Source organism: Bacillus sanguinis (genome assembly GCF_018332475.1).
GTDB lineage: Bacteria > Bacillota > Bacilli > Bacillales > Bacillaceae_G > Bacillus_A > Bacillus_A sanguinis.
On the sequence record NZ_BOQB01000037.1, the window covers coordinates 1 to 19,654 of the forward strand.

The window sequence follows — 19,654 nt, forward strand, 5'->3', positions numbered from 1 at the left end:
CATTACACTCATCGATCTTTATTCTAGTTAACATAACGTTTATTTTTAACATAAAAAAATCTCCCTCACCTTCAGGAAGATTTTTTAGCTTGCTAGTATTTCATTTATATCTTTTTAGTAGCAATCCCAGTTGTAAATAACATTGGAAAAATCTAGATTTAACAAATCTTCTTTTTTTATAAAGAAATTAGCAACACCAGAATCTCCCCACATAATATTTAATGAATCGTCTGTATCGATTTGCAGTAATAATATATCATGTTGTTGGTATTTTTCTTCCCATTCCCTTGGATCTGTCTGTGTGAAAAATGGATAACCACCAATTTTATGCCCTTGATCTTTACATAAGTCATCATACAGTTCGCCTAATTCTGTATTATTTTCTTCATCAATAATTTCTTCCCAATCAATTTCCTCACTAAACATCTTTTCGAATCGATAATCCCTTGGTGTTACTGGTTGATAACCTAATTCAAACTTCAATTTCGCTGCTTCAGGTATGATAAAGTCCTCTAATTCTAAAGCGTTTAAATAACTAAAATCAGTAATAACCTTATTTAAATCTTCTATAATTGTAGAATGATAAATAATTCGAAAGTCTTTTTGGGTTGTTGGATGATCAAAATCTGCACCGTAAAGTTCATCATCAGCACTTACGAAAAACTGTAACATTCCCTCTTGAGGCATATATTCAACATGCGGCATTTCTTCAAAGTTTAGCTGCGCAAGTAACATCATAGGTTGTCCATTTGAATCTTTAGGATGCTCTTGATCTATAGGTAAATACGGATACCCACCAAACTTACTCTCAAAAAGCGTTGTCTCTACTAATGTTCCAGACACGTTTATATACGGTTTCACACTTTCTTCTAAAATAGTACGATACTGCTCTAGTTCTTTCGGAATTTGAAGTTGATACGTATTTTTCATCACATTTGCCTCCCTTTAATAATGAATTGAAAATGCCTTACTTAATTATATAGCAAGAGATATCTTTATTAAAAATTGTTAAAAGTCCGTTTTCACCCTCGTTTTTTGCGCACTTGGTGGACAAAGTAGGTTATGTTCTAAAACTTTTTTATTAATAGTTCGAATTAAATCCGCTGCTTCTGCAGTATTTGTATTTTCTTTTAGTTTTTCTTTTAGTTTTTCTTTTAAGTCATCAATTTCCTTTGAAAGCTCAATCCACCTAGGTAAAACATGATTATTTTTCAAAGTTCTATACAGTTGCTTTTCAGGATTGTACGAAAGGTCTTTATCAAGATTAAGAGGTTTCCCTTTACCAGGTAAATGATCGAAAGCCCCTTTCTTTTCTGCCTCTTTAACGATAGAACTAATATGATCCTCATACGTATAGGACCAAACTTTCTCATCTTTTACTAAAATCTCTTGCTTTTTTAGTTTTTTATCTAGTTCTTCTTGATTCATAGATTCTCTCTCCTTTTTATTTTTTAGTGTCTTTTTTGTAAGTTCTAATGCCCTTAATCCATTGAATAGCTTTTCTCGCCACCACACGCTATCATGTCCGCCTTGAAACTCTTCATAAGTGGTTTGGTATTTCTTTTCTTCTAAAGCTTTATATAGCCTTCTATTAGCCGTTAAAAGAGGTTCGTTTTCAAGTTCACCTACTGCTATGTAAGAATTGAGATGAGTCGCATTAGAATTTATTGATGAAATTTGATTTTCAATCCAAGGAATTGTATTTTCATAATTATCCTTTTTCCAATGTACGGATCCAGACATTGACAACACATTTCCGAAAATATGTGGATTTTGAAGTGCTGCATAAAAAGCTGCTAAGCCACCAAGGCTGAAACCAGCAATTGTTGTATGTTTTGCTTTTTGATACACATGATATTTAGTTTGAATCCATGGAAGTAATTCCTTCGTTAAAAATGTATTCATTTTATCGTTATAAGTTAGCTCTTCTAATCGATCAACAGGATCTATAGCAACAGCAATACACGATGGAATTTCTTTTTCGTAAATTAAATAATTAAGTGTTTTTGTGATTGAAAGGTCATTAATGAATGAATTCCCATCAAATACAATGAGAAGTTCTTGAAGATGTGAAGTGTGAGAATAATCATGAGGCGTATAAATATGAAGTTTACGTGTGTTATTTAAAATCGAACTATAAAAAGAATATGTTTCAATCTTTCCGGATGGATAATGATTTGAAGGAAAACGACTGCTATACTGCACGTCCATATCTATTTTTAACACAGACGCTTTATTGGCACCTTCTCCAAATACATTTTCATTGAATGGGTCTAGTCGGTACTGTTCACTACGCTTTATCCAATCATTTTTGAAAAAATCATTTACTGTAAAATAATAAGTTGAAATAAACCTCTTATTCGTCTTAAACGTAACATACCAAATATTTGTCTGTAACAATCGTTGTAATTGATTTACAGACAGATCCCAACCAGGAAAACTACCGAATACATAAACATTTTCAGTTTCTCGGTCCCCTAACCATATATACGTTATAAGTTTATACTGATTACCTATAGGACATTGTTCTATTAGTGGTGTATGATTTGACTTGATTTCATGCAAAAAAGTATAAAGAGCTTTTTCATTTCCATTTTCATTCTTTAAGTGATTTTTAAGCTTCTCTAACTTAGGACTGATTATTGTAGTCACCTCTCTTCCTCCTTTGTAGTATTCTATATGTAGTTTTTTCATTAGAATCCCTATATAAAAGTAGTCGTAATTTATGTGTTTAGAGAAGTTATTGATTAGAAAAATGATCAATTGCTTGAATAGAAAGTTCCAATGATTTTATTCTTCTTTCTAAAAGAGTTCTTTGAGGACTCCCGAGCTTTGACTTAACATAAATCTTTTCAATTGATGGAAGCAAACCAATTAGAACATTTCGAGCGTCTGCTAAATCCTCTTGCGTGTAATGATGGGTTTCTTGATTCCAAATACTTTCTAACATAGCTAAGCCGATACTAGCTGCTTTGAGTCTTTTTTTCACTAAAGTAGTGTTTGAGCCTTTTTGAGTCATCTGAGATAGTGCATTTTCAAGTTTACGGATTGTTGACTGTAAAGATTTAATTGATTCTACTTTATCTACATTTGATACGTTTTCCATATTAAACCTGTCCCTTCTTTGTTGCTAAATTAGTTTTCTTGATATTTGATAATACCATTAAGAAATGAATTTTATTCGAAATATTTGAGTTGGACATGAATTTAAAGGGAAACAACTAACAAACTTCTCTCTCCTCCCTCACACCTATTCTATATGTACTTCTTTTTTCTCGTTAAAATACCTACATGGATAAGTTGTAAATATTGTATATTTTATGAACAAAAAACGTACAAGCAGCATCACTTGTACGTTTTAATTTTTATTCAGTAAGATAATAAAGTAATAGCTTACGGGTCTTTTCATAATTCATGAAATCTCTATACAAAATGGGATACTTCATAATCTCTGTTTCTAGAAAACAATATTGTGGAAACCATTCAAAAAATGATTTCCTTAGCCATTTTATTTGATTGAACACAATCTCCTGTTCATTGTTATTAAGTACGTAACTTAAAGTACCTGCTGTATGCATCCAATAATAATTTAAATCAGCGCTTATACAATCATCTTCTGTAAACATATTATTAAAATCTTTTCGTATTTTTCGAATGTCACAATTCGGAAACGGTTTATACAGTGGACTATGCATTTTCTGCAATTCCTTAAAAATAATTTGTTTTCCTAACTTCAACTTTCCACCCCTTTATTTCTCTATCCAATTTAATAAGTTTTCATAATGATATTGAGCATCTGTATAACCAAGATTATATAAATTAACGAGCTTTTCTTTACTTCTTTCTATTCCGCTTATTGGAAGCTGTACGCTAGGCTGAATAATATAAAAGTTGTCTTTTTGTTTTATTTGATGCATATAAGATATCGTCTCATTATAAAAACGATAGTGTTCTACTAAAGATTGTGCGATATTCGGATATTTCCTATATAAAATTTTAGCTAGGCCTGAAAATTTATTACGTTGCTTCTCATATCCTTCTGGTTTTGTCATGATAACGACATTCTTTTCATAACCATCATTTTGAGCTTTTAGAACTGGAATAGGATCTATAATTCCCCCGTCTAACAACTTACGATTAGCGTATTCTACAGGAGGTGCTATAAACGGTACAGAGCTTGAGGCGCGAATGATTTTTAAAATATCATTTCCGTGTTCTGTTTTATTATAATAAATAGCCTGTCCTGATTCGCAATCAGTTGTTCCTATGACAAATTGTTCATGAGAGTTTAAGAAAGTTTGAAAATCAAATGGTACAATTTTATTAGGTACTTCATCAAATAGAAAATCCATTCCGAATAATTCACGTTTTCGAATTAAATTTCGATAAGATATATAACGGTGATCTGCTACTAGCTCTGTATTTACTTTTTTATTTCTTCCTTTTTGACGTGATAAATAAGTTGCTCCCATACAGGCTCCAGCTGATACGCCGACTACATAAGGAAAGAATAAGTTCTTTTCCATAAAATATTCGAGTACGCCTGCCGTATATAAACCTTTCATTCCTCCGCCTTCTAATACTAAACCGATATTTTTCATGCTATATCCCTCTGCTTCTTTTTTCTTACTTACATATTAGCACAAGATATTAAGATGAGGTTATATAAAAGAATTACAACAATAGCCAGAAACTACTAATGTAATATCATAACTTCACACCGAGTTGCATGGTACAATATAAGTAACAAATTCCACAAATAATGGAGGAGGAATTTCCTATGGGTTTATTTAGCGGTATTTTAGGAAATGCATCAAATGCGAGTACAGAAAGTGTAGAACGTGATTTAGAGAAGATTATGCTAGACGATGAGAAAGTAGAACATGCATATAAATTAATTCGTGATTTAATCGTATTCACAAATCGTCGTCTTATTTTAGTAGATAAACAAGGGATATCAGGTAAAAAAACAGAATACCATTCTATCCCTTATAAAAGTATTACACAATTCAGCATTGAAACAGCTGGGCATTTTGATTTAGATGCTGAGCTTAAAATTTGGGTATCTAGTTTGAGTACGCCAATTACGAAAGAATTTAAAGGTGACGATAGTGTTTTAAGCATTCAAAAAGCGTTAGTAACATATACAACAAAATAATTTTTTGTATGTTTATTCATTCTTAAAATTACTAACCCGAGTATTTTGGAAGAATATGCATCTGTTTTGTATATTTAATCTTAAATAACATAAAAAGGTAAAGCGTATTTCAAATGCTTTACCTTTCTTTTTTGTAAAAAATAAGTGTAGTTTTATCATTTAATTTCTTTATTACTTCTGTTCTTTTATACCCCATTTTTTCGTATAGAAAACAATTTCTTTCTTCTTCTAAAATCGTAGCAAGTTCAAAACACAGTGCTTCTGGAAACATCTCTTCAATTAAAATAAGTACCTTCTGAGCGATTCCTTTCCCTTGATAATTTGGATGAATGAACATTGGACTAATCCAAAATTTATATGGTATTTCTTTTTTGGAAATGCATATCGCTCCAACAAGGTTTGAATCTATTATCATTTTATAATAGTTAGTGCTGGGATTATTTATTCTTAAAATCGTTTTTTCAATAGATTCATTTGCTGGATTTGTTTCATAGTCTTTATATTTATTTAATAAAGGGTTAAATGAGTCTATTTGCATTTGAAATAAAACTGCTGCATCACTTTCTGTTGCCTTCTCTAATATAATTTTCATGTTACCAATTTAGTCGTTTTCTTAATGAAGTGATATGAGCTGTATGATGACGTCCGTGCCATGCGTATAGTCCTATTGCAACAGCAAGTTTTGTTTCACCTGTATCTGGATGGTTAAATGTCTTTTCTAAATCTTCAATTTCTAGAGAATATAAAAGGTTAACCCATCTTTTATGTAATGAATCTAACATTACTAATGAAACATCTACTGGTAATTTAGAATCTGGTAGTTCCGCCCACTTCTCTTCTTTATATGGTTTAATCGTTGGATTCTTTTCTGTTAGCGCTAATTTAAAGCGTATGTAGCTATTCATGTGGCTATCAACAACGTGATGGACTACTTGACGAACTGTCCATCCACCAACGCGGTACGGTGTATCTAACTGCTTCTGATCTAAATCTTTGATAGCCTTCGTTAGTTCATTAGGTAAATCTTCAATTTCTTGAATCCATGTATCAATCATTTCTTCAGTTATAGGACGTTTGTATGTAAATTGCCCAATTGGATAACGTAAATCATTCATGAATAAGTCCCCCTTATTATAAGCACGAAGTATTTCTCCATATATAATGTACAAACTTCACATGTTCCCCGTTTAATTCTACAGAATTTGTATCTGCTTCGTTTTGATAAGAAGAAAATCCGCTTTTTTCTAGTACAACTTGTGATGCGAGATTATTAGTAGTTGTTTTAGCGTATACTTCAGTGATTTCATTATTTTTCGCTACGTCTAAAACTAATTTTACAGCTGCTGTTGCAACTCCTTTTTTAGTAAACTTTTCTCCGACTCGATAACCTAACGAGCTGCTTCGATTTTCTGTATCTATATCTACTAAATTTATTCGTCCTACGATTTCTTTTTCTTCATTCCGAATTAAATAAAAATAAGAATCTCCATCCGCCTGTTCTATTAATAAATCGTTTAGTAGTTTTTGAAAATACTCAAAATCAAAATATTGCGAGCCACGATTTGGTACCATTGTTTCGAAAAAAGATTTATTCGTCAGTTCAAACGTAAATAAATCTTTAGCATCGTGTTTCTTTAATTTTTCTATGTATATTTTCATCTCGTTTACTCCTTCTATATCTACTAACTGTTATATATTCTTTTTAAATAGATTAATTTCCTGCTATTGCTTTCGTTTCAGTAACACAGCAAGTAGCACTTTTGGATGAAATAGATGAAATGGACTACGAATTAAATTCATCACTCTTACTAATCGAATATAAACGTCAGAATCAGTTGCAGATAGTTGATATATTTGTTTCGTATACCATAGCTGGATTTTTTGCTTTATCGTTAATTCTCTTTTTAGCTGAGGATGACGTGATATTTCCGTTGTTGTCATTTCCCAAGGAGTTTGTATGATATGAGCGGTCTCTTTATAAAACTGCTGTGTAAATGCTTGATCGAGCTTTTGTCTCCTTTGTAAAAGTAACTGCAATTGGTAAGCTTCCATAGCTGCAACGGAAACACCTTGCCCGAAGACAGGGTCAAAACGACAATGTGCATCTCCAACGACTAATAATCCTTCTGGCATATTTGTGGTGAGATCAAACCTCCGACGTACTTGATAAGGAATTTTATATGTTTTGATATCTGAAATTGCCACAGCCTTGTTAAGAAAATCTGTAACATTAGAGATTGATAAGTTTTCCGCAAAATTATAAAATTCCTCATCTATTTGCGGTGCTTTCTCATTTGCATATCCGCTGAAAGTAACAAAATAACGATTATCCTCAATCGTTTGAATAAGTACACCATACGGATTGTCAGGGAAACTTGGAGACATTAGCATATTACAACAGTCTAATTCCTCATTTTCTTTAAGTTTAAACATTCTCGTTGCATAAAATAAATCAATACGCACTTTCTCTTCTTGCACTTCGATATTGTGTTCACGTAACCACGCTATGCTTTTTGAACTAAATCCACTTGCATCAACAACAATATCTGCTTGCATTTCTTCTTTTATGCCTGTCTCTACACATTTAACTTTCACACCACATACTTTGTTAAGCTTTCCGTCTACTAATAACCCTTCAACCATTGTTCCAAATTTACTGGTAATATTTGAAATTTGATGTATTCGTTTTTGGATATGCCATTCAAGCAAAAACCTACTTTGTTGAATCATATGTACTTCTCCTATGAATGGTTGTTTCCATAAACCAAATTGATGCCATTTTAAATCGCGGGTAAAGTTATTTACGATACTACCTGCTTCTATTAATTCGTTCGTAATATTAGGAAACAATTTCTCAATTGCGTTTTCTCCGCCTTTTAATAACACATGAGGATGATTACTTTGTGGAACTCTTTTTCTCGAAGACTTTCCATCCCATCTTTCACCGGCTTCAATAATGATTACTTCTTTAAAAGTAGTTGATAATGCTTTTGCTGCGAGTTTTCCTGCTATACTTCCGCCAATCACAATAGCCTTATTAAACATATTTTCCCCCTTAATAAAAAGAGATCCTGCCTTGTATGAATGAAACAGGATCTTAAACTAATTAACTTCTTTATCATTATACTTAAAACACATGAGTAAATTGCAACGTTAAAATTAAAATACCTAATCCCCATACGTAATACGCGAATACTTTTAAGGAATGATTTTTTAAATATTGTATCATCCATGAAACGGCTATGTAACCAAAGAACGCTGCTGATAACGTTCCGACAATTAAAGATGTACTTGAAATAGATTCTGCTTTCCCTTGAAAAACATCTGCAAATTGCAAAATGATAGCTCCGACAATGGCTGGCGTTGATAATAAAAAAGAAAAGTAAGCAGCAGTTTCACGGTCTAACTTTCTCCATAATGCAGCGACGATCGTCATACCAGAACGAGAAATTGCTGGGAAAATGGCAGCCGCTTGAAATGAACCTATAATTAATGCGTCTTTATATGTTATATCATCCATTTTTTTACGACCATTCTTTTGTTTATCTGCCATATAGAGAAAGAACCCTGTCACTAAAAACTCCCAACCAATCGTAATACCTGTTTTCGAAATATCTTCAAAGAAGTCTTTAAATAACAATCCGACTACAACTGCAGGTATCGTCCCAACAATAAGCAATAACATTAGTTTTGAAAATGGATTTTTAATTAAGTATATAAATTCTTTTTTGTAATAAATAAACACTGCAAGCAAAGTCCCGATATGCAGCATTGTATCTAAAAACAACCCTGCTTCATCTAATTGAAACAAATGCCTTCCTAAATAAAGATGCCCTGTACTACTTATCGGCAAAAACTCTGTTAAACCTTGTATGATCCCTAATATAAAAGCTTCTAACCAATTCATGATGGTCCCCTTTCTCATTTGCTTGTACCAATATATGAAGGTTAAATTTTCGATATGAAAAAAACTATATTTCTCTCTGAATTTACTTTCATTTCATGGATATATATGTAAAAAGGGATCAGGAGGGTTACTATGTGGCAACATACGAAATTCGGCAATGTATTACTGTGGGTAGGACCTATCCTTGTGTTTTTAGGATTGTGTATGACAAATGTTATTTCAGATATTCCTTTCTTTGAGGGAAAACATAAAACTGTTGGACTTGTACTTATATGTATAGGTGCATGCTGCTTTATTGTTGCGAATCATTTAAAAAAAGGAGAAAAATATGAGGACTAAATTTAAATAAAAAAACAATCCTAGTATATGTGCTAGGATTGTTTTTTTGTTAATTATTTATAGAACACTTTATCAACGTTATATTTTGCTTTATATTCATTAATAATGTAAGTTTCGTAAATTTCTCTTTCTGTTGGATCTTCTACGATACATGCATCGATGCGGTATACTTCATCACGGTGATTTTTAATTGGTGAAACATTGTCTTCGAAATGCTTCTTAATACGTTGTCTAATTTTACGAGCTTTACCTACGAAAAGAAGTTCGTCATTAATATTGTAAAACATAAAAATGCCGCCTTTATCTCTAGGGAACAAGTGGAAATCGATAAAACCATTAATTGGAGTGATTATTGGCTCGTCTCCTTTAATAACTTGTTTACGTTCAGTAATTGAAACATCAGCTTCAGGAATATTAATTTTAATCAAGTTCATTCACGTCCTCTTTTATTATAAAGATAAATAATAGCATACATATGTAAGAAAAGCTACGTTCAGAGGCATATTTCATTTTATAATTCAAATATTAAAGGTGTATCATGTAAACTCTTCTTCCAAATCATATGATCACTTGATTCTCCCCAATAATCCTTCAATACATAACTAGGCTCTCCAAACTTCTTCGTCCATATACTTTGTGCTTTTTTGTATCCACTATCTAAACAGTATTCTGTTATTCCCTTGCTAAGTAACGTAATATACATAGCATTTAGTAATACATTACCTATGCCCTTTCGTTGATATTCAGGTAGTACAAATACGGTTCCTATTTCATATAAATCTTTAAGTACACCACCTGTACAACTATGGATTAAAGTACTCACAGGACCGATTTCAATTGTTCCAATGATTTTATCGCTAATTATATCAATTGCTAATAAAAAGTAACGACTTTTTCCATTACTCTCTAAATCATTTTTCAAATACTGCTTTTTCGTATATATTTCATTTTCTATGTCATCCAATAATCGTGATAAACCTTCATTTTTAAATGTATGAGTAATAACATGACGAAAAAACATATTTAGCTCATCTACATCATCCGAATTTGGTCTTCTAATTTTAACGTTATACACGACTTGAATCTCCAATCTTTAAAATATATGAGAAATTGTTAAGACCATATTTTATATACTCTATTCAACATTATTCTACAAAGGCCTGCATAAATCCAACAGTATAGAAAGCTCAGTATATATATTGTTAAAATAATTTTTATATCCAAAGTTGTATGAACAGTAGGACCTAATACAGGAAAGTGAAAAATATCCAGAACGACCATAATTCCTATAAGTAAACATATCGCCGAAAAGGAAACAATCCAAATCCTCTTCTTGAATTGTATAAAGGATACTCCTAATGTTATACCTAATAAACCCGTAGTAAAGGGAAAGACAATCAGTTCACTTGGCTCAATAATAAATAGTAGGAAAATAGTTAAAATATAAGAGAGTATTCCCTCACGAATAGAATAACAAATAGCTAGAAAAATCGGCAGCGTCGCAAATGGACTAATAAATAACCCGATACCAGGAATTAAGTTTCCGGCAGCTTGAAAAATAGCAGCAAGTGAACCGAGTAATGCTGTAATGACTAACCTCTTTGCTGGCGTCATCTTTCTTTTGTGAACAAAATTCGTATCATGCGCGATCATCGGTTGATACCAATAGTTTCTAAAGTGATTCATCAAAATCCCCCTAAAGATATCTAATTTATCACTTTCTATTTTTATTCATACACTTATTGTTTATTTATTATCCTCTTCTAAATCTGAGAGTGTGTATCATATTAAGGGATGACTTCAAAAATAGTACCTTTGTTTAAATCAGTTACTTTCATAGAACCGTAAACTCCTAAATATAATCTAGTTTGATCTAAATTTGTTCCTAAACTCATATAATAAGCTGCCTGCTCACCGAAATTATAATCAGTTTCAATAACATGAAAGTCAGTATGTTTACCATGCGTACCAGCTCTAGAATAAGCTAACGCACCTTTTACTGAAGACTGCGATTTTTCTTTTTTAGCAAGATCAGTAAACACGATACTACCCGTTAAACTAGGAATTGCAGTTCCCATATACGGTTGAACGCCAGTAAGTGAAGTTCCGTCAAATTTATCTGGTCTGGAATCTTTATGATAATAACTAATTAGAGGTTGAATACGATTTACCGATGTTACTATTGTTTCATCATAAAAAGCCATTATCCTCTCATCTAAAGTAGGGTTCTCAGAACAGTGCCTTATAAATGAAGTAGGTAATTCTCCTTCCCATCCTCTCCAACCAAAATTAATAAATCCATATTGATCTAGAATACCTCTCATTAAATGGGTTTGAACAAGTTCGGTAACAGGTATTGATTTATATTGAACAAATGAAAAAATAGACTCTACTATATCCTGCCCGACATTTCCGACATATTTAATATATTGATTATAAAACCTTTGAAATGAAATACCTGTTATATTACGAATGCCTTTTGCAATTACTGTAAGTGTTTCTTGTATAGATAAAGGAAGTTCATTAAAGCGTGTAACTACTGGCGGATTGGTTATGAATGTATCTTTACTTACATCGGTTTCAATTATTTTACCGGCTATTTCTAAATCATCCTGGCTTAAATTAAAGGGATCATAGCCAGAACCACCATCTCCATTTGTAAAAACAAGTTTTCCAGTCTCAGGTGAAAAGTTTAAGCTATTTACGCCGTTATGATTAAAAAATGGCCTTCTTATATTAAGTAAAGTTCTCCTTTTTTGAGGCTTACCATTTGATTGTAAAATCCATTCTTCAATTGTATCAATATGATCATATTGAGCATCTCTATTTGTCCACTTTAAGTTTAAAGTTTTCTGGTCACACGGATTCGGTTTAAATTGTTCTGAAAGCGCTCCTGGTCCTTGAGTCCCGGCTACTGAATAATGAAGATAAAATAAGCCATTATGATTAAATTGTGGATGAAACGCTAGCCCAAGCAATCCGCGTTCATCATAACCACTACTAGAAACACCTTCTTCAGATGTACCTAATTTAATAATCCGTTGACGAATATTTAAAAATGTTTTTATAGCTCCGTCTCCTATGTAGAAAATCTCCCCTAATTGTGTTGCGATAAATAGTCTTTCGATCGATTCACCTGGAAGTATTGCTGTTTTTATTACAGTTGGTAAATTTATGTTATGAACGATGGGTCGTAAACGAACCTTAACTTTTGTCAATTAACTGTACACCCCTTTTTATTCTTTTTAATAGAAGAATATGATTAGAGTAGTTCAATTAGTATCAAAACTATAGACGTGAAGTTGTAATATCGTTGTTCGTACAATTCTGTTTCTTATTTAGCTTCAATTAACTCGTATTCCTTTTTATTCCATTTTTTGATATAATATAAGTATAAAATATATATTAGGGGGACAATCCATGGCAATCTTACTACAAATCGTCATACCACTTATATGTGCAATATACTTATTCACCCTCTATCGTAATGGAATTTATGGATCAGTTACATTCCTTTTAGCGGTCATGATAGGGATTTTCGGTTTAGAGAATATCTTTCAATATGCTAGTTTAACAGATCATACTGTTTATCCATATTGGGGAAGTTTAAAGGCTGTAATCTTTATTTTATCAGTGGTGTTTTTATTCAAAAGAACCCCCACTTCATATAGTAATTAAATATAAATAGACGTATCGCCAGCATTTCGGAGAAAAATTACAGTATTAGCTAACCAAGCTGTAAGTGAAACAAGAATTAAACAACTTCAAAAACCTTGCTACACTTTATATGCAGCAAGGTTTTTAATTTTTCTATTTCCCAATTAGGTGTAAGTATAGAAAAAATATGAGTCATACTAAATAACTAACTATAAATTTTTTATTTTTATCCCCCTTATTAGTCAGTTGTTTAAAATTTAGTTGTTTCACAGTTTTTTTGTATTATGAAACAAACTCACATTTCAAGGTATTTCGATTTACTATAATATATTTACCTGTTGATTTATTCATTACTTGAGACACTTCCTTAGTATGTGTTACCTCAAACCAATCATTTTGTATATCCACCAATAATTTTATCTTCTCATCACTTTTCCCATATTTTAAACCACTATAAGATACTTTCGTCATTGTGATCGTCCCTTTCTTAATGATTAATATGTGTCATTCAATCTCTATTTATATTACTTATTTTTATAATACTATACATTATTGAGATGCATAGTATTATAGAAATAATATAATTATTGAGTCATTAAATTCCTTTTTTTGCATTACACCTTAATAAATTATTCAAAGGTAACCTAATCATTATGTCGTTTGTTAACTTCAATCGTAATGAACTCCGGCAAATAGCTGGGAGTACATCCTTTCGCTACTATTACATCTTTGTAAAGACCTGTTTTCTCACCAAGTTTAATACAACGTGCACGATTCTTTTCATCATAAACGCCTATCCAGCCTGCGGTGAAGTTCATAGCCCATTGAACTTCCGGTTCTTCCTGCGTAATATTAGCTTCTAATGCAGATAGCAAGTCTGCGGTGTTATCAGGCGGTGTTTGTCCAGTCCATCTCAATCGCCCTTGATAATACCAAAAAGCTCGCCTTTGAAGAGCAGAAGGACTATTTTCCCATGACTCCATCAATGCAATTTTCTTCTTGTCTTTGGTGAGCTGATTAGCCATTAACCAATCCATTAAGTTATTTCGCTCATCAAAAGTGTGAGTCTGCATATCCTTATCAAGCTTATTTAGCACATCTTGTGAAAGAAGTTTTTTGTCCATAATTAAGATTGCTAATAGCCTGGGCAAAAACTCTTCGGTTGACCAAAGTTCCATAGCTAGTTCGTGATCTTTTTTAATGTCCTTCGCGATTTTTCGTAAGTCGCCTAGCTTTGTTTTACTATTAATCTGAGATAGAATGTTTTCTGCTTTTGAAGAGCGTTTTATTTCTGTATCTTTTTCATTCATTTTATACAACTCCTTTATTTAAGCACTGTTTCATAATATATCCTCGACGGGATATATTATGAACTTAATTTCATTATAAGTCTTATTGCGAACGTTTTCTCATTTTGAGGGAAATTCGTCTCCTTAACTTGATTGCTATGTATGGTAACCCCTAACAATTAAGAAAAAGCTGATTTTATACATGGAAATAAATATAAGTCTATGACCTATTTTTACACGTATCTCAGCTGTACCCCAATTATACTCATCATATCTCGCCCGCTTTTTCAACTAAATATTTCAAACACTCTTCCATTTTATCTTTTTTATATAAATTTCGCGATTTAAATCAATTGTCTTCAATTAACATAACCATCTTATCTCTAGTCAACGATGCATATTTTTAATGGTAGTAATTAAAAATATTAGCTTGATGAATATGTCGTGCTACTCCAAATAAAAAAGATTAGGAGCGAATCCTAATCTTTTTTTGTTATTCAATTGCACCAGCAACGTCATAATCGTTTAAATCTAATTCAATTGCTTGACCAAGTGCTAGTTTAGCTAATTCTGATCCTAAATATGGACCAGCCGTTAAACCTGAAGCACCTAATCCGTTTGCAACGAGAATACCCTCGAAGTTAGGAAGCGGGCCAATTACAGGTAAGAATCCTGGCGTAAATGGTCTAAATCCGACTCTCGCTTCAAGCATGGTAGCATTTTCTAATCCAGGTACAACTGTTAATGCTTTATGGAAAACTTCATGTAAACCACCAGCCGTTACACGGTGATCAAAACCAGTATCATTCTCATGTGTTGCACCAATTACTACATGGCCATTGTCAAATGTTAAAATGTATTGATCATTTGGCGGCATAACAACTGGCATATTTTCTGTTGCTGTATTTTCAATTTGCAAATGTACAATTTGCCCTTTTTGGAACGTAACTAAGAAATTAATTCCTAATGGGTTCAAGATTTCGTTCGCCCATGCGCCTGCAGTTACAATAACCTTCTCTGCTACAATTGTTTCATCGTTTACTTTAACTCCCGTAATATGATTACCTTCACGGATTAATACTGCATCGCCTTTTATAAAAGTTGCGCCATGTTTTTTCGCAGCACTTATTAATGCGTTACGTAATGATCTTCCATTTACTCGTGCAGCGCCACTAATATGAACAGAGCTATATTCTTCTGATAATGCTGGGAATAATTTTTTCGTTTCTTCAGCTGATAAGCGAGTGATTTCACCAATCTCTGGTGCATCTTCACGTCGTTTATAAGCGCGCTCTTCCATTTTATCTAGTTTTTTCTCATCAGTATGTAAACTAATTGCACCTACACGTTTGTATCCTGTATCCGTTTCACCGTCTTCTTCTAATTGCTGTATTAAAGAAGAATAGTAACGCGCACCGCCTTTAACGATTTTATACCATGCTTTATTACGACGCTGTGAAAGCCATGGACATACAATACCAGCCGCTGCATCCGTTGCTTGTCCTACTTGTTGACGATCCACGATAGTAACGTTCGCGCCAGCCTTAGCAAGATGGTAAGCAGTAGACGCTCCTAAAATTCCAGCTCCAACTACAATATAAGATTTCATTTCAAACACCTTTTCTCTTTTACTAATTATATATATAAGAACATTCTTTAGTATAATGGAAGGAATACTTTTTTCAATGTACTCATCGTAATTAATTGTTGCATCATTGTGACTTTCCTAATCTTATTTTTTATTTTTGCGGAATAAATCAATTGTTTTATAGCCTTGTGATAGAACCTCAATCATTTTTTCAAAACGTTTTTCACGTGTTTTTTCTTGTTTTACAGAAAATAAATTACGTGCCCAATCTTTTTGATATCCAGGTGTTAAACTTTGATAAAACTTAAGTTCATTTGGATGATTAGCTAATAAAGCTTCAACATCTTGAATTCGATCTGCATAATCAGCTACACATTGGCTCATTGCAGGCGTTTTCTTCTCTTTTTTCTTTTCACGCTTTAAACCTACAACAGTAAAGACATCGTCCATACTTACCATTCGCGCAAATTTAATATCGCTTTCTCCCACATATCCATCTTCTCCAACGTTTAATGCTGGAAACATCTCATCACGATGAATAAAAGTACTGTAGCGAGCATTACCTTTTTTCGGATATGCGAAGAATATGTATCCTTTTTCAATTAATAATTCTTCATTACTAATAATATAATTCGTTTGTTTCACCATTTCATCAAGTGTTTCTACAAAAATAAAAATGGCATCGTGACCTTTGGAAAATGCAGTTTCTTCCCCTGTAAAAATGTCATAATCACTAGGTTCATTAATTACGACCATATTTGTATACTTATTAAGTTTTAATTTATCAATAATTGACATAAAAATCTTCCTTTACATTCAAAATTCATTGTTTATACTTTTACATACTGTTCTAGTGTATTATATCTATTAAGAAAATCAAACTTTAATAATTGTTTTAAATCAAAATAAATAAAATAACCGATTCTGCATAAGAACCGGCTATTTGTTTCATCACAACTCAATAGCAAATAAAGTATATAAAAGCTCTTTATATTGATCTTCTGTAATTTCACGTTTCGCTTTTTCACCATGAATCATTTCAATTAAACTAGTATTTGTTAAAGAGACATGGCCAGAGTCCGTCAATTTGACTGCGATGGGTCCTTTATTGAAAATAGATTTCTCATCTTCTACTACTCTTTTTTGAACATCATTCACTACTACCTCATCAATCATACGATTATAAAAAGCATGACAAACTTTCCACTCACCGTTCGTATCTTTTCTTTCTAGAACGTAATTCCCTTTACTCGTATCTTTTTGTCTCACTCGATACGTACCGTTTTTCGAGGAAACAGACTCACCAGTAAAAGGTACAGGGACTAGAGGTACTAAAGAAGCAATACCTACATCAATTACGTATCGTACGTTATCATGATTTAAAATAATTGTTATATGCCCATCCTCAAGTGCCCATGCGTTTATATCATTTTTATATACGGTACCTAATGCGAGTTGTACATCATAACCACAATCTTTTAAAAAGTAATAAAAAAACGTATTTAATTCATAACAAAGTCCGCCGCGGGATCCATTTAAAATTTTATTCTGTAAATTTTCCATAGTAATTGTATTCGTCTTACGTGCTATAACATCTAAATTCTCAAATGGTATAGTGTGTGCAAATGTAAAGAGAATTGTATTTAATTCTTCAAACTTTACTTCGGTACGGTTTGCAAGGTTCAATCTTGTAAACAGCTTATGTTGTAGACTTGTCATAGTCAGCACCCCTTAAAATGTATAAGTTAATATAGTATATGCTGATTGTAAATTTGATGGGGGTACTGAAACAATGTACATTTCGTTTAACTGTACCGGTACAAAAAGTCTAACCAACAAGATTACTTAAGATAAGAAGCTACGAATACAAATTTAATAGTTTGTCTATAGGTAAATTATTATGATCGCTTAAATCAACAAAATACTGAAGCTGCCACATTTGGCTCTTTTTAGCTTGGTTGCTAACAGGGGTATCCCAGATCGGATAAATCCTCATAGCCATCTTGCCTTTTTGCTTTTGTGTTCTCAAGATTTTTTCCTTAAGAAGAATCTCTTTAGGGAAGATAAATTGCCCTAGTTTATTATCATCTATACAAGTGATAACTAATAAGTCAGGAGCAGCGTCATAAGAAAACGCTTGATTTTGCATATTGTCATCTTTCTCCCAAAAAGAAACAAATTGACCAATTTTATTAGGAGTAATTTTGGATTTTCTAAAACGAATGGTTTTGTTATTTAAGTGAAATAAATATCCTACATATTCTGCGTTTTGCTTTTCTTCTTTTACATTCGCAATCAGTAAATTGTTAGGTTTGTAAATTATATTGTTTAAGTTTTGTATCGTATCATTATAACTGTTCAAGAAAACTCCCCCTTTATTCATTTCTTAGTTTATCACAAACGTCAGTTCTTATATGTTATAAATAATAAACGATGTGAAAAAAAGGGGGATTTTACTGGGGTATTGTTATTACTATAATGTACTTAGTTTTTCAATTGCTTGTTGTTCAGTTGCTAAGTAAAAAATATCTTTACCTTTATTACATTCATAAATAAAATCCTTTAAGCTTTTACTAGTATACATAGAGAAATCTCCAACAATAGCAAATTTCACCTTGTAGTTTATAAACTTTTGAAGGATATCGCCCGCAAGACGTGTTTTTAGATCAAAGAAATCTTCACTTATTAAAGATTTATGGATAATAATATGCTTCGCATCTACCTCATATTGAACAGTTGCCATAGTATCTAATGCAGATTGAACATCGGATATTAATACCTTATCATTTCTAATGACCGCAATATTGATTCCATCGATTACTACTTTCTTTATTTCCATAGTCTCACCCCTTTATAATTTACACAGTATGAATAAAATTATTTTACAAAACCTCGTATTAATCATAGATTAAATTATCCGCAGCTATTAAAATCGCCTCTATTTTTTATTGTAAATATCTATTTTTTATCACTAATACGGTCAATGAAATTAATTTTACTTGTTAAAAAAATATTGTGGCGTAACATAACTTAACAAGCTATCCAAAGTGTTAATCTCGGCATATGGTTGTATTTTGGTAGTATTCTTGATTTTCTGAGGGTTAAACCACACACCTTTTATATTTACATTTTGAGGACCAGCAATATCCTTTTCTAAGTCATCCCCAACAAATAAAGTATTTTCCGGCTGTAAATTTAGCTTATTTAATGCTAGTTCGAATATACGTTTATCAGGTTTACTAAATCCCACTTCTTCAGAAATAATGATCGTATCAAAGTAATTGTTTAAATTCGTGTTAATTATTTTAGCCTTTTGCCTTTGAGTTGAGCCATTTGTTATAATTCCAACTTCAAAGTGCTTCTTTATATGATTTAAGAAATGAATAGTATTTTTGTCTATTGAAAAACATTTAGGGAAATTATTATTCCAAAAATCTTGGATATAATTGCGTTGCAACCTATACTTCGGCGGGAATTCATCAAACAATGATTCTAAAACTATTGTTTTATCACTCATGCCGTATGCCCTTTTATCATATTCTTTGAATTTCCGTAGCATATTGTTTTTAACTGTATCACTAACACCCTCATAACAATTTTCTAAAACAAATAAAAACAATTTATCTACTGCCATATCCCTATTAAGTAACGTATCATCTAAATCAAACAGCATAGCTTTATAACTCATCAAATAAATTCACAACCTTTCTATATTT

General features: G+C 32.0%; 25 protein-coding genes. 3 read left to right on the plus strand and 22 right to left on the minus strand.

Going from position 1 to position 19,654, the window contains the following annotated elements:
- Nucleotides 1–114 precede the first annotated feature (114 nt).
- From KI369_RS05600 to KI369_RS05620, 5 genes are all read right to left on the minus strand, one after another.
- Complete coding sequence (locus tag KI369_RS05600; protein WP_212955320.1) at nucleotides 115–930, minus strand: YwqG family protein; 816 nt, start codon at nucleotides 928–930, stop codon at nucleotides 115–117.
- Between the two features lie 78 nt (nucleotides 931–1,008).
- Nucleotides 1,009–2,652, minus strand: coding sequence for a DnaJ family domain-containing protein (locus KI369_RS05605; RefSeq protein ID WP_212955321.1), 1,644 nt, complete (start codon nucleotides 2,650–2,652; stop codon nucleotides 1,009–1,011).
- 88 nt (nucleotides 2,653–2,740) lie between these two features.
- Entirely contained in the window at nucleotides 2,741–3,106 is a 366-nt protein-coding gene (locus tag KI369_RS05610; protein ID WP_000432681.1) for a hypothetical protein, read from the minus strand.
- A 259-nt stretch (nucleotides 3,107–3,365) separates the two neighbouring features.
- Nucleotides 3,366–3,737, minus strand: a complete 372-nt coding sequence (locus KI369_RS05615; protein WP_000765923.1) for a YxiJ-like family protein — start codon at nucleotides 3,735–3,737, stop codon at nucleotides 3,366–3,368.
- A gap of 12 nt (nucleotides 3,738–3,749) precedes the next feature.
- The gene (locus KI369_RS05620) at nucleotides 3,750–4,601 is read right to left on the minus strand and encodes a patatin-like phospholipase family protein (protein ID WP_212955322.1); all 852 of its coding nucleotides are present in this window, start codon (nucleotides 4,599–4,601) and stop codon (nucleotides 3,750–3,752) included.
- 179 nt (nucleotides 4,602–4,780) lie between these two features.
- Between KI369_RS05620 and KI369_RS05625 the strand changes: the two genes are divergently transcribed.
- The gene (locus tag KI369_RS05625) at nucleotides 4,781–5,158 is read left to right on the plus strand and encodes a PH domain-containing protein (protein ID WP_000522465.1); all 378 of its coding nucleotides are present in this window, start codon (nucleotides 4,781–4,783) and stop codon (nucleotides 5,156–5,158) included.
- A 118-nt stretch (nucleotides 5,159–5,276) separates the two neighbouring features.
- On the opposite strand, the gene KI369_RS05630 is transcribed toward KI369_RS05625, so the two are convergent.
- The 5 genes from KI369_RS05630 to KI369_RS05650 form a co-directional block, all read right to left on the minus strand.
- Nucleotides 5,277–5,750 carry a GNAT family N-acetyltransferase gene (locus tag KI369_RS05630; protein ID WP_212955323.1) on the minus strand — a complete coding sequence of 158 codons (474 nt, stop codon included), beginning with the start codon at nucleotides 5,748–5,750 and terminating at the stop codon, nucleotides 5,277–5,279.
- A 1-nt stretch (nucleotide 5,751) separates the two neighbouring features.
- On the minus strand, nucleotides 5,752–6,273 hold the full coding sequence (locus KI369_RS05635; protein ID WP_212955324.1) for a YfiT family bacillithiol transferase: 522 nt from the start codon (nucleotides 6,271–6,273) through the stop codon (nucleotides 5,752–5,754).
- Nucleotides 6,274–6,289: 16 nt separating this feature from the next.
- On the minus strand, nucleotides 6,290–6,817 hold the full coding sequence (locus tag KI369_RS05640) for a GNAT family N-acetyltransferase (protein WP_212955325.1): 528 nt from the start codon (nucleotides 6,815–6,817) through the stop codon (nucleotides 6,290–6,292).
- Nucleotides 6,818–6,880: 63 nt separating this feature from the next.
- Nucleotides 6,881–8,203, minus strand: coding sequence for an FAD-dependent oxidoreductase (locus KI369_RS05645; protein WP_212955326.1), 1,323 nt, complete (start codon nucleotides 8,201–8,203; stop codon nucleotides 6,881–6,883).
- Nucleotides 8,204–8,285: 82 nt separating this feature from the next.
- Nucleotides 8,286–9,065 (minus strand): undecaprenyl-diphosphate phosphatase, encoded by a 780-nt coding sequence (locus tag KI369_RS05650; RefSeq protein ID WP_212955327.1) that lies wholly within the window; start codon nucleotides 9,063–9,065, stop codon nucleotides 8,286–8,288.
- Nucleotides 9,066–9,197: 132 nt separating this feature from the next.
- Here KI369_RS05650 and KI369_RS05655 point away from each other — a divergent pair, with 132 nt between their 5' ends.
- Nucleotides 9,198–9,404: a hypothetical protein gene (locus KI369_RS05655; RefSeq protein ID WP_212955328.1), complete on the plus strand. Its 207-nt coding sequence runs from the start codon at nucleotides 9,198–9,200 to the stop codon at nucleotides 9,402–9,404.
- 53 nt (nucleotides 9,405–9,457) lie between these two features.
- Here KI369_RS05655 and KI369_RS05660 read toward each other — a convergent pair whose 3' ends face one another.
- The 4 genes from KI369_RS05660 to KI369_RS05675 form a co-directional block, all read right to left on the minus strand.
- A complete protein-coding gene (locus KI369_RS05660) occupies nucleotides 9,458–9,838 on the minus strand; it encodes a nucleotide excision repair endonuclease (RefSeq protein WP_001048941.1) in 381 nt (126 codons plus the stop codon).
- Nucleotides 9,839–9,915: 77 nt separating this feature from the next.
- A complete protein-coding gene (locus tag KI369_RS05665) occupies nucleotides 9,916–10,479 on the minus strand; it encodes a GNAT family N-acetyltransferase (RefSeq protein WP_212955329.1) in 564 nt (187 codons plus the stop codon).
- A gap of 38 nt (nucleotides 10,480–10,517) precedes the next feature.
- Nucleotides 10,518–11,090: a YybS family protein gene (locus KI369_RS05670; RefSeq protein WP_212955330.1), complete on the minus strand. Its 573-nt coding sequence runs from the start codon at nucleotides 11,088–11,090 to the stop codon at nucleotides 10,518–10,520.
- 101 nt (nucleotides 11,091–11,191) lie between these two features.
- On the minus strand, nucleotides 11,192–12,622 hold the full coding sequence (locus KI369_RS05675; protein WP_212955331.1) for a PQQ-dependent sugar dehydrogenase: 1,431 nt from the start codon (nucleotides 12,620–12,622) through the stop codon (nucleotides 11,192–11,194).
- Nucleotides 12,623–12,824: 202 nt separating this feature from the next.
- Here KI369_RS05675 and KI369_RS05680 point away from each other — a divergent pair, with 202 nt between their 5' ends.
- Nucleotides 12,825–13,082 (plus strand): hypothetical protein, encoded by a 258-nt coding sequence (locus tag KI369_RS05680; RefSeq protein ID WP_212955332.1) that lies wholly within the window; start codon nucleotides 12,825–12,827, stop codon nucleotides 13,080–13,082.
- A gap of 261 nt (nucleotides 13,083–13,343) precedes the next feature.
- Here the strand turns inward: KI369_RS05680 and KI369_RS05685 are convergent, their stop codons facing one another.
- The 8 genes from KI369_RS05685 to KI369_RS05720 form a co-directional block, all read right to left on the minus strand.
- Nucleotides 13,344–13,532, minus strand: a complete 189-nt coding sequence (locus tag KI369_RS05685; protein ID WP_212955333.1) for a hypothetical protein — start codon at nucleotides 13,530–13,532, stop codon at nucleotides 13,344–13,346.
- Nucleotides 13,533–13,705: 173 nt separating this feature from the next.
- The gene (locus KI369_RS05690) at nucleotides 13,706–14,371 is read right to left on the minus strand and encodes a DNA alkylation repair protein (protein WP_212955334.1); all 666 of its coding nucleotides are present in this window, start codon (nucleotides 14,369–14,371) and stop codon (nucleotides 13,706–13,708) included.
- Nucleotides 14,372–14,843: 472 nt separating this feature from the next.
- A complete protein-coding gene (locus KI369_RS05695; RefSeq protein WP_212955335.1) occupies nucleotides 14,844–15,959 on the minus strand; it encodes an NAD(P)/FAD-dependent oxidoreductase in 1,116 nt (371 codons plus the stop codon).
- A gap of 123 nt (nucleotides 15,960–16,082) precedes the next feature.
- The gene (locus KI369_RS05700) at nucleotides 16,083–16,736 is read right to left on the minus strand and encodes a YdeI/OmpD-associated family protein (RefSeq protein WP_212955336.1); all 654 of its coding nucleotides are present in this window, start codon (nucleotides 16,734–16,736) and stop codon (nucleotides 16,083–16,085) included.
- 153 nt (nucleotides 16,737–16,889) lie between these two features.
- Nucleotides 16,890–17,657 (minus strand): arylamine N-acetyltransferase family protein, encoded by a 768-nt coding sequence (locus KI369_RS05705; protein ID WP_212955337.1) that lies wholly within the window; start codon nucleotides 17,655–17,657, stop codon nucleotides 16,890–16,892.
- A 139-nt stretch (nucleotides 17,658–17,796) separates the two neighbouring features.
- The gene (locus tag KI369_RS05710) at nucleotides 17,797–18,300 is read right to left on the minus strand and encodes a MepB family protein (protein WP_212955338.1); all 504 of its coding nucleotides are present in this window, start codon (nucleotides 18,298–18,300) and stop codon (nucleotides 17,797–17,799) included.
- Nucleotides 18,301–18,411: 111 nt separating this feature from the next.
- Nucleotides 18,412–18,777: a DUF4180 domain-containing protein gene (locus KI369_RS05715; RefSeq protein ID WP_212955339.1), complete on the minus strand. Its 366-nt coding sequence runs from the start codon at nucleotides 18,775–18,777 to the stop codon at nucleotides 18,412–18,414.
- Nucleotides 18,778–18,933: 156 nt separating this feature from the next.
- A complete protein-coding gene (locus KI369_RS05720; RefSeq protein WP_212955340.1) occupies nucleotides 18,934–19,626 on the minus strand; it encodes an HAD family hydrolase in 693 nt (230 codons plus the stop codon).
- Nucleotides 19,627–19,654: the final 28 nt, after the last annotated feature.

Excerpts from the sequence above, each read along its gene's own strand:
- KI369_RS05680 (WP_212955332.1), top strand. The coding sequence starts at position 12,825 with ATGGCAATCTTACTACAAATCGTCATACCACTTATATGTGCAATATAC.
- KI369_RS05620 (WP_212955322.1), bottom strand. The coding sequence starts at position 4,601 with ATGAAAAATATCGGTTTAGTATTAGAAGGCGGAGGAATGAAAGGTTTA.
- KI369_RS05630 (WP_212955323.1), bottom strand. The coding sequence starts at position 5,750 with ATGAAAATTATATTAGAGAAGGCAACAGAAAGTGATGCAGCAGTTTTA.
- KI369_RS05700 (WP_212955336.1), bottom strand. The coding sequence starts at position 16,736 with ATGTCAATTATTGATAAATTAAAACTTAATAAGTATACAAATATGGTC.
- KI369_RS05650 (WP_212955327.1), bottom strand. The coding sequence starts at position 9,065 with ATGAATTGGTTAGAAGCTTTTATATTAGGGATCATACAAGGTTTAACA.
- KI369_RS05645 (WP_212955326.1), bottom strand. The coding sequence starts at position 8,203 with ATGTTTAATAAGGCTATTGTGATTGGCGGAAGTATAGCAGGAAAACTC.
- KI369_RS05600 (WP_212955320.1), bottom strand. The coding sequence starts at position 930 with ATGAAAAATACGTATCAACTTCAAATTCCGAAAGAACTAGAGCAGTAT.
- KI369_RS05685 (WP_212955333.1), bottom strand. The coding sequence starts at position 13,532 with ATGACGAAAGTATCTTATAGTGGTTTAAAATATGGGAAAAGTGATGAG.
- KI369_RS05655 (WP_212955328.1), top strand. The coding sequence starts at position 9,198 with ATGTGGCAACATACGAAATTCGGCAATGTATTACTGTGGGTAGGACCT.
- KI369_RS05705 (WP_212955337.1), bottom strand. The coding sequence starts at position 17,657 with ATGACAAGTCTACAACATAAGCTGTTTACAAGATTGAACCTTGCAAAC.
- KI369_RS05715 (WP_212955339.1), bottom strand. The coding sequence starts at position 18,777 with ATGGAAATAAAGAAAGTAGTAATCGATGGAATCAATATTGCGGTCATT.
- KI369_RS05660 (WP_001048941.1), bottom strand. The coding sequence starts at position 9,838 with ATGAACTTGATTAAAATTAATATTCCTGAAGCTGATGTTTCAATTACT.
- KI369_RS05610 (WP_000432681.1), bottom strand. The coding sequence starts at position 3,106 with ATGGAAAACGTATCAAATGTAGATAAAGTAGAATCAATTAAATCTTTA.
- KI369_RS05690 (WP_212955334.1), bottom strand. The coding sequence starts at position 14,371 with ATGAATGAAAAAGATACAGAAATAAAACGCTCTTCAAAAGCAGAAAAC.
- KI369_RS05625 (WP_000522465.1), top strand. The coding sequence starts at position 4,781 with ATGGGTTTATTTAGCGGTATTTTAGGAAATGCATCAAATGCGAGTACA.
- KI369_RS05695 (WP_212955335.1), bottom strand. The coding sequence starts at position 15,959 with ATGAAATCTTATATTGTAGTTGGAGCTGGAATTTTAGGAGCGTCTACT.
- KI369_RS05635 (WP_212955324.1), bottom strand. The coding sequence starts at position 6,273 with ATGAATGATTTACGTTATCCAATTGGGCAATTTACATACAAACGTCCT.
- KI369_RS05640 (WP_212955325.1), bottom strand. The coding sequence starts at position 6,817 with ATGAAAATATACATAGAAAAATTAAAGAAACACGATGCTAAAGATTTA.
- KI369_RS05670 (WP_212955330.1), bottom strand. The coding sequence starts at position 11,090 with ATGAATCACTTTAGAAACTATTGGTATCAACCGATGATCGCGCATGAT.
- KI369_RS05720 (WP_212955340.1), bottom strand. The coding sequence starts at position 19,626 with ATGAGTTATAAAGCTATGCTGTTTGATTTAGATGATACGTTACTTAAT.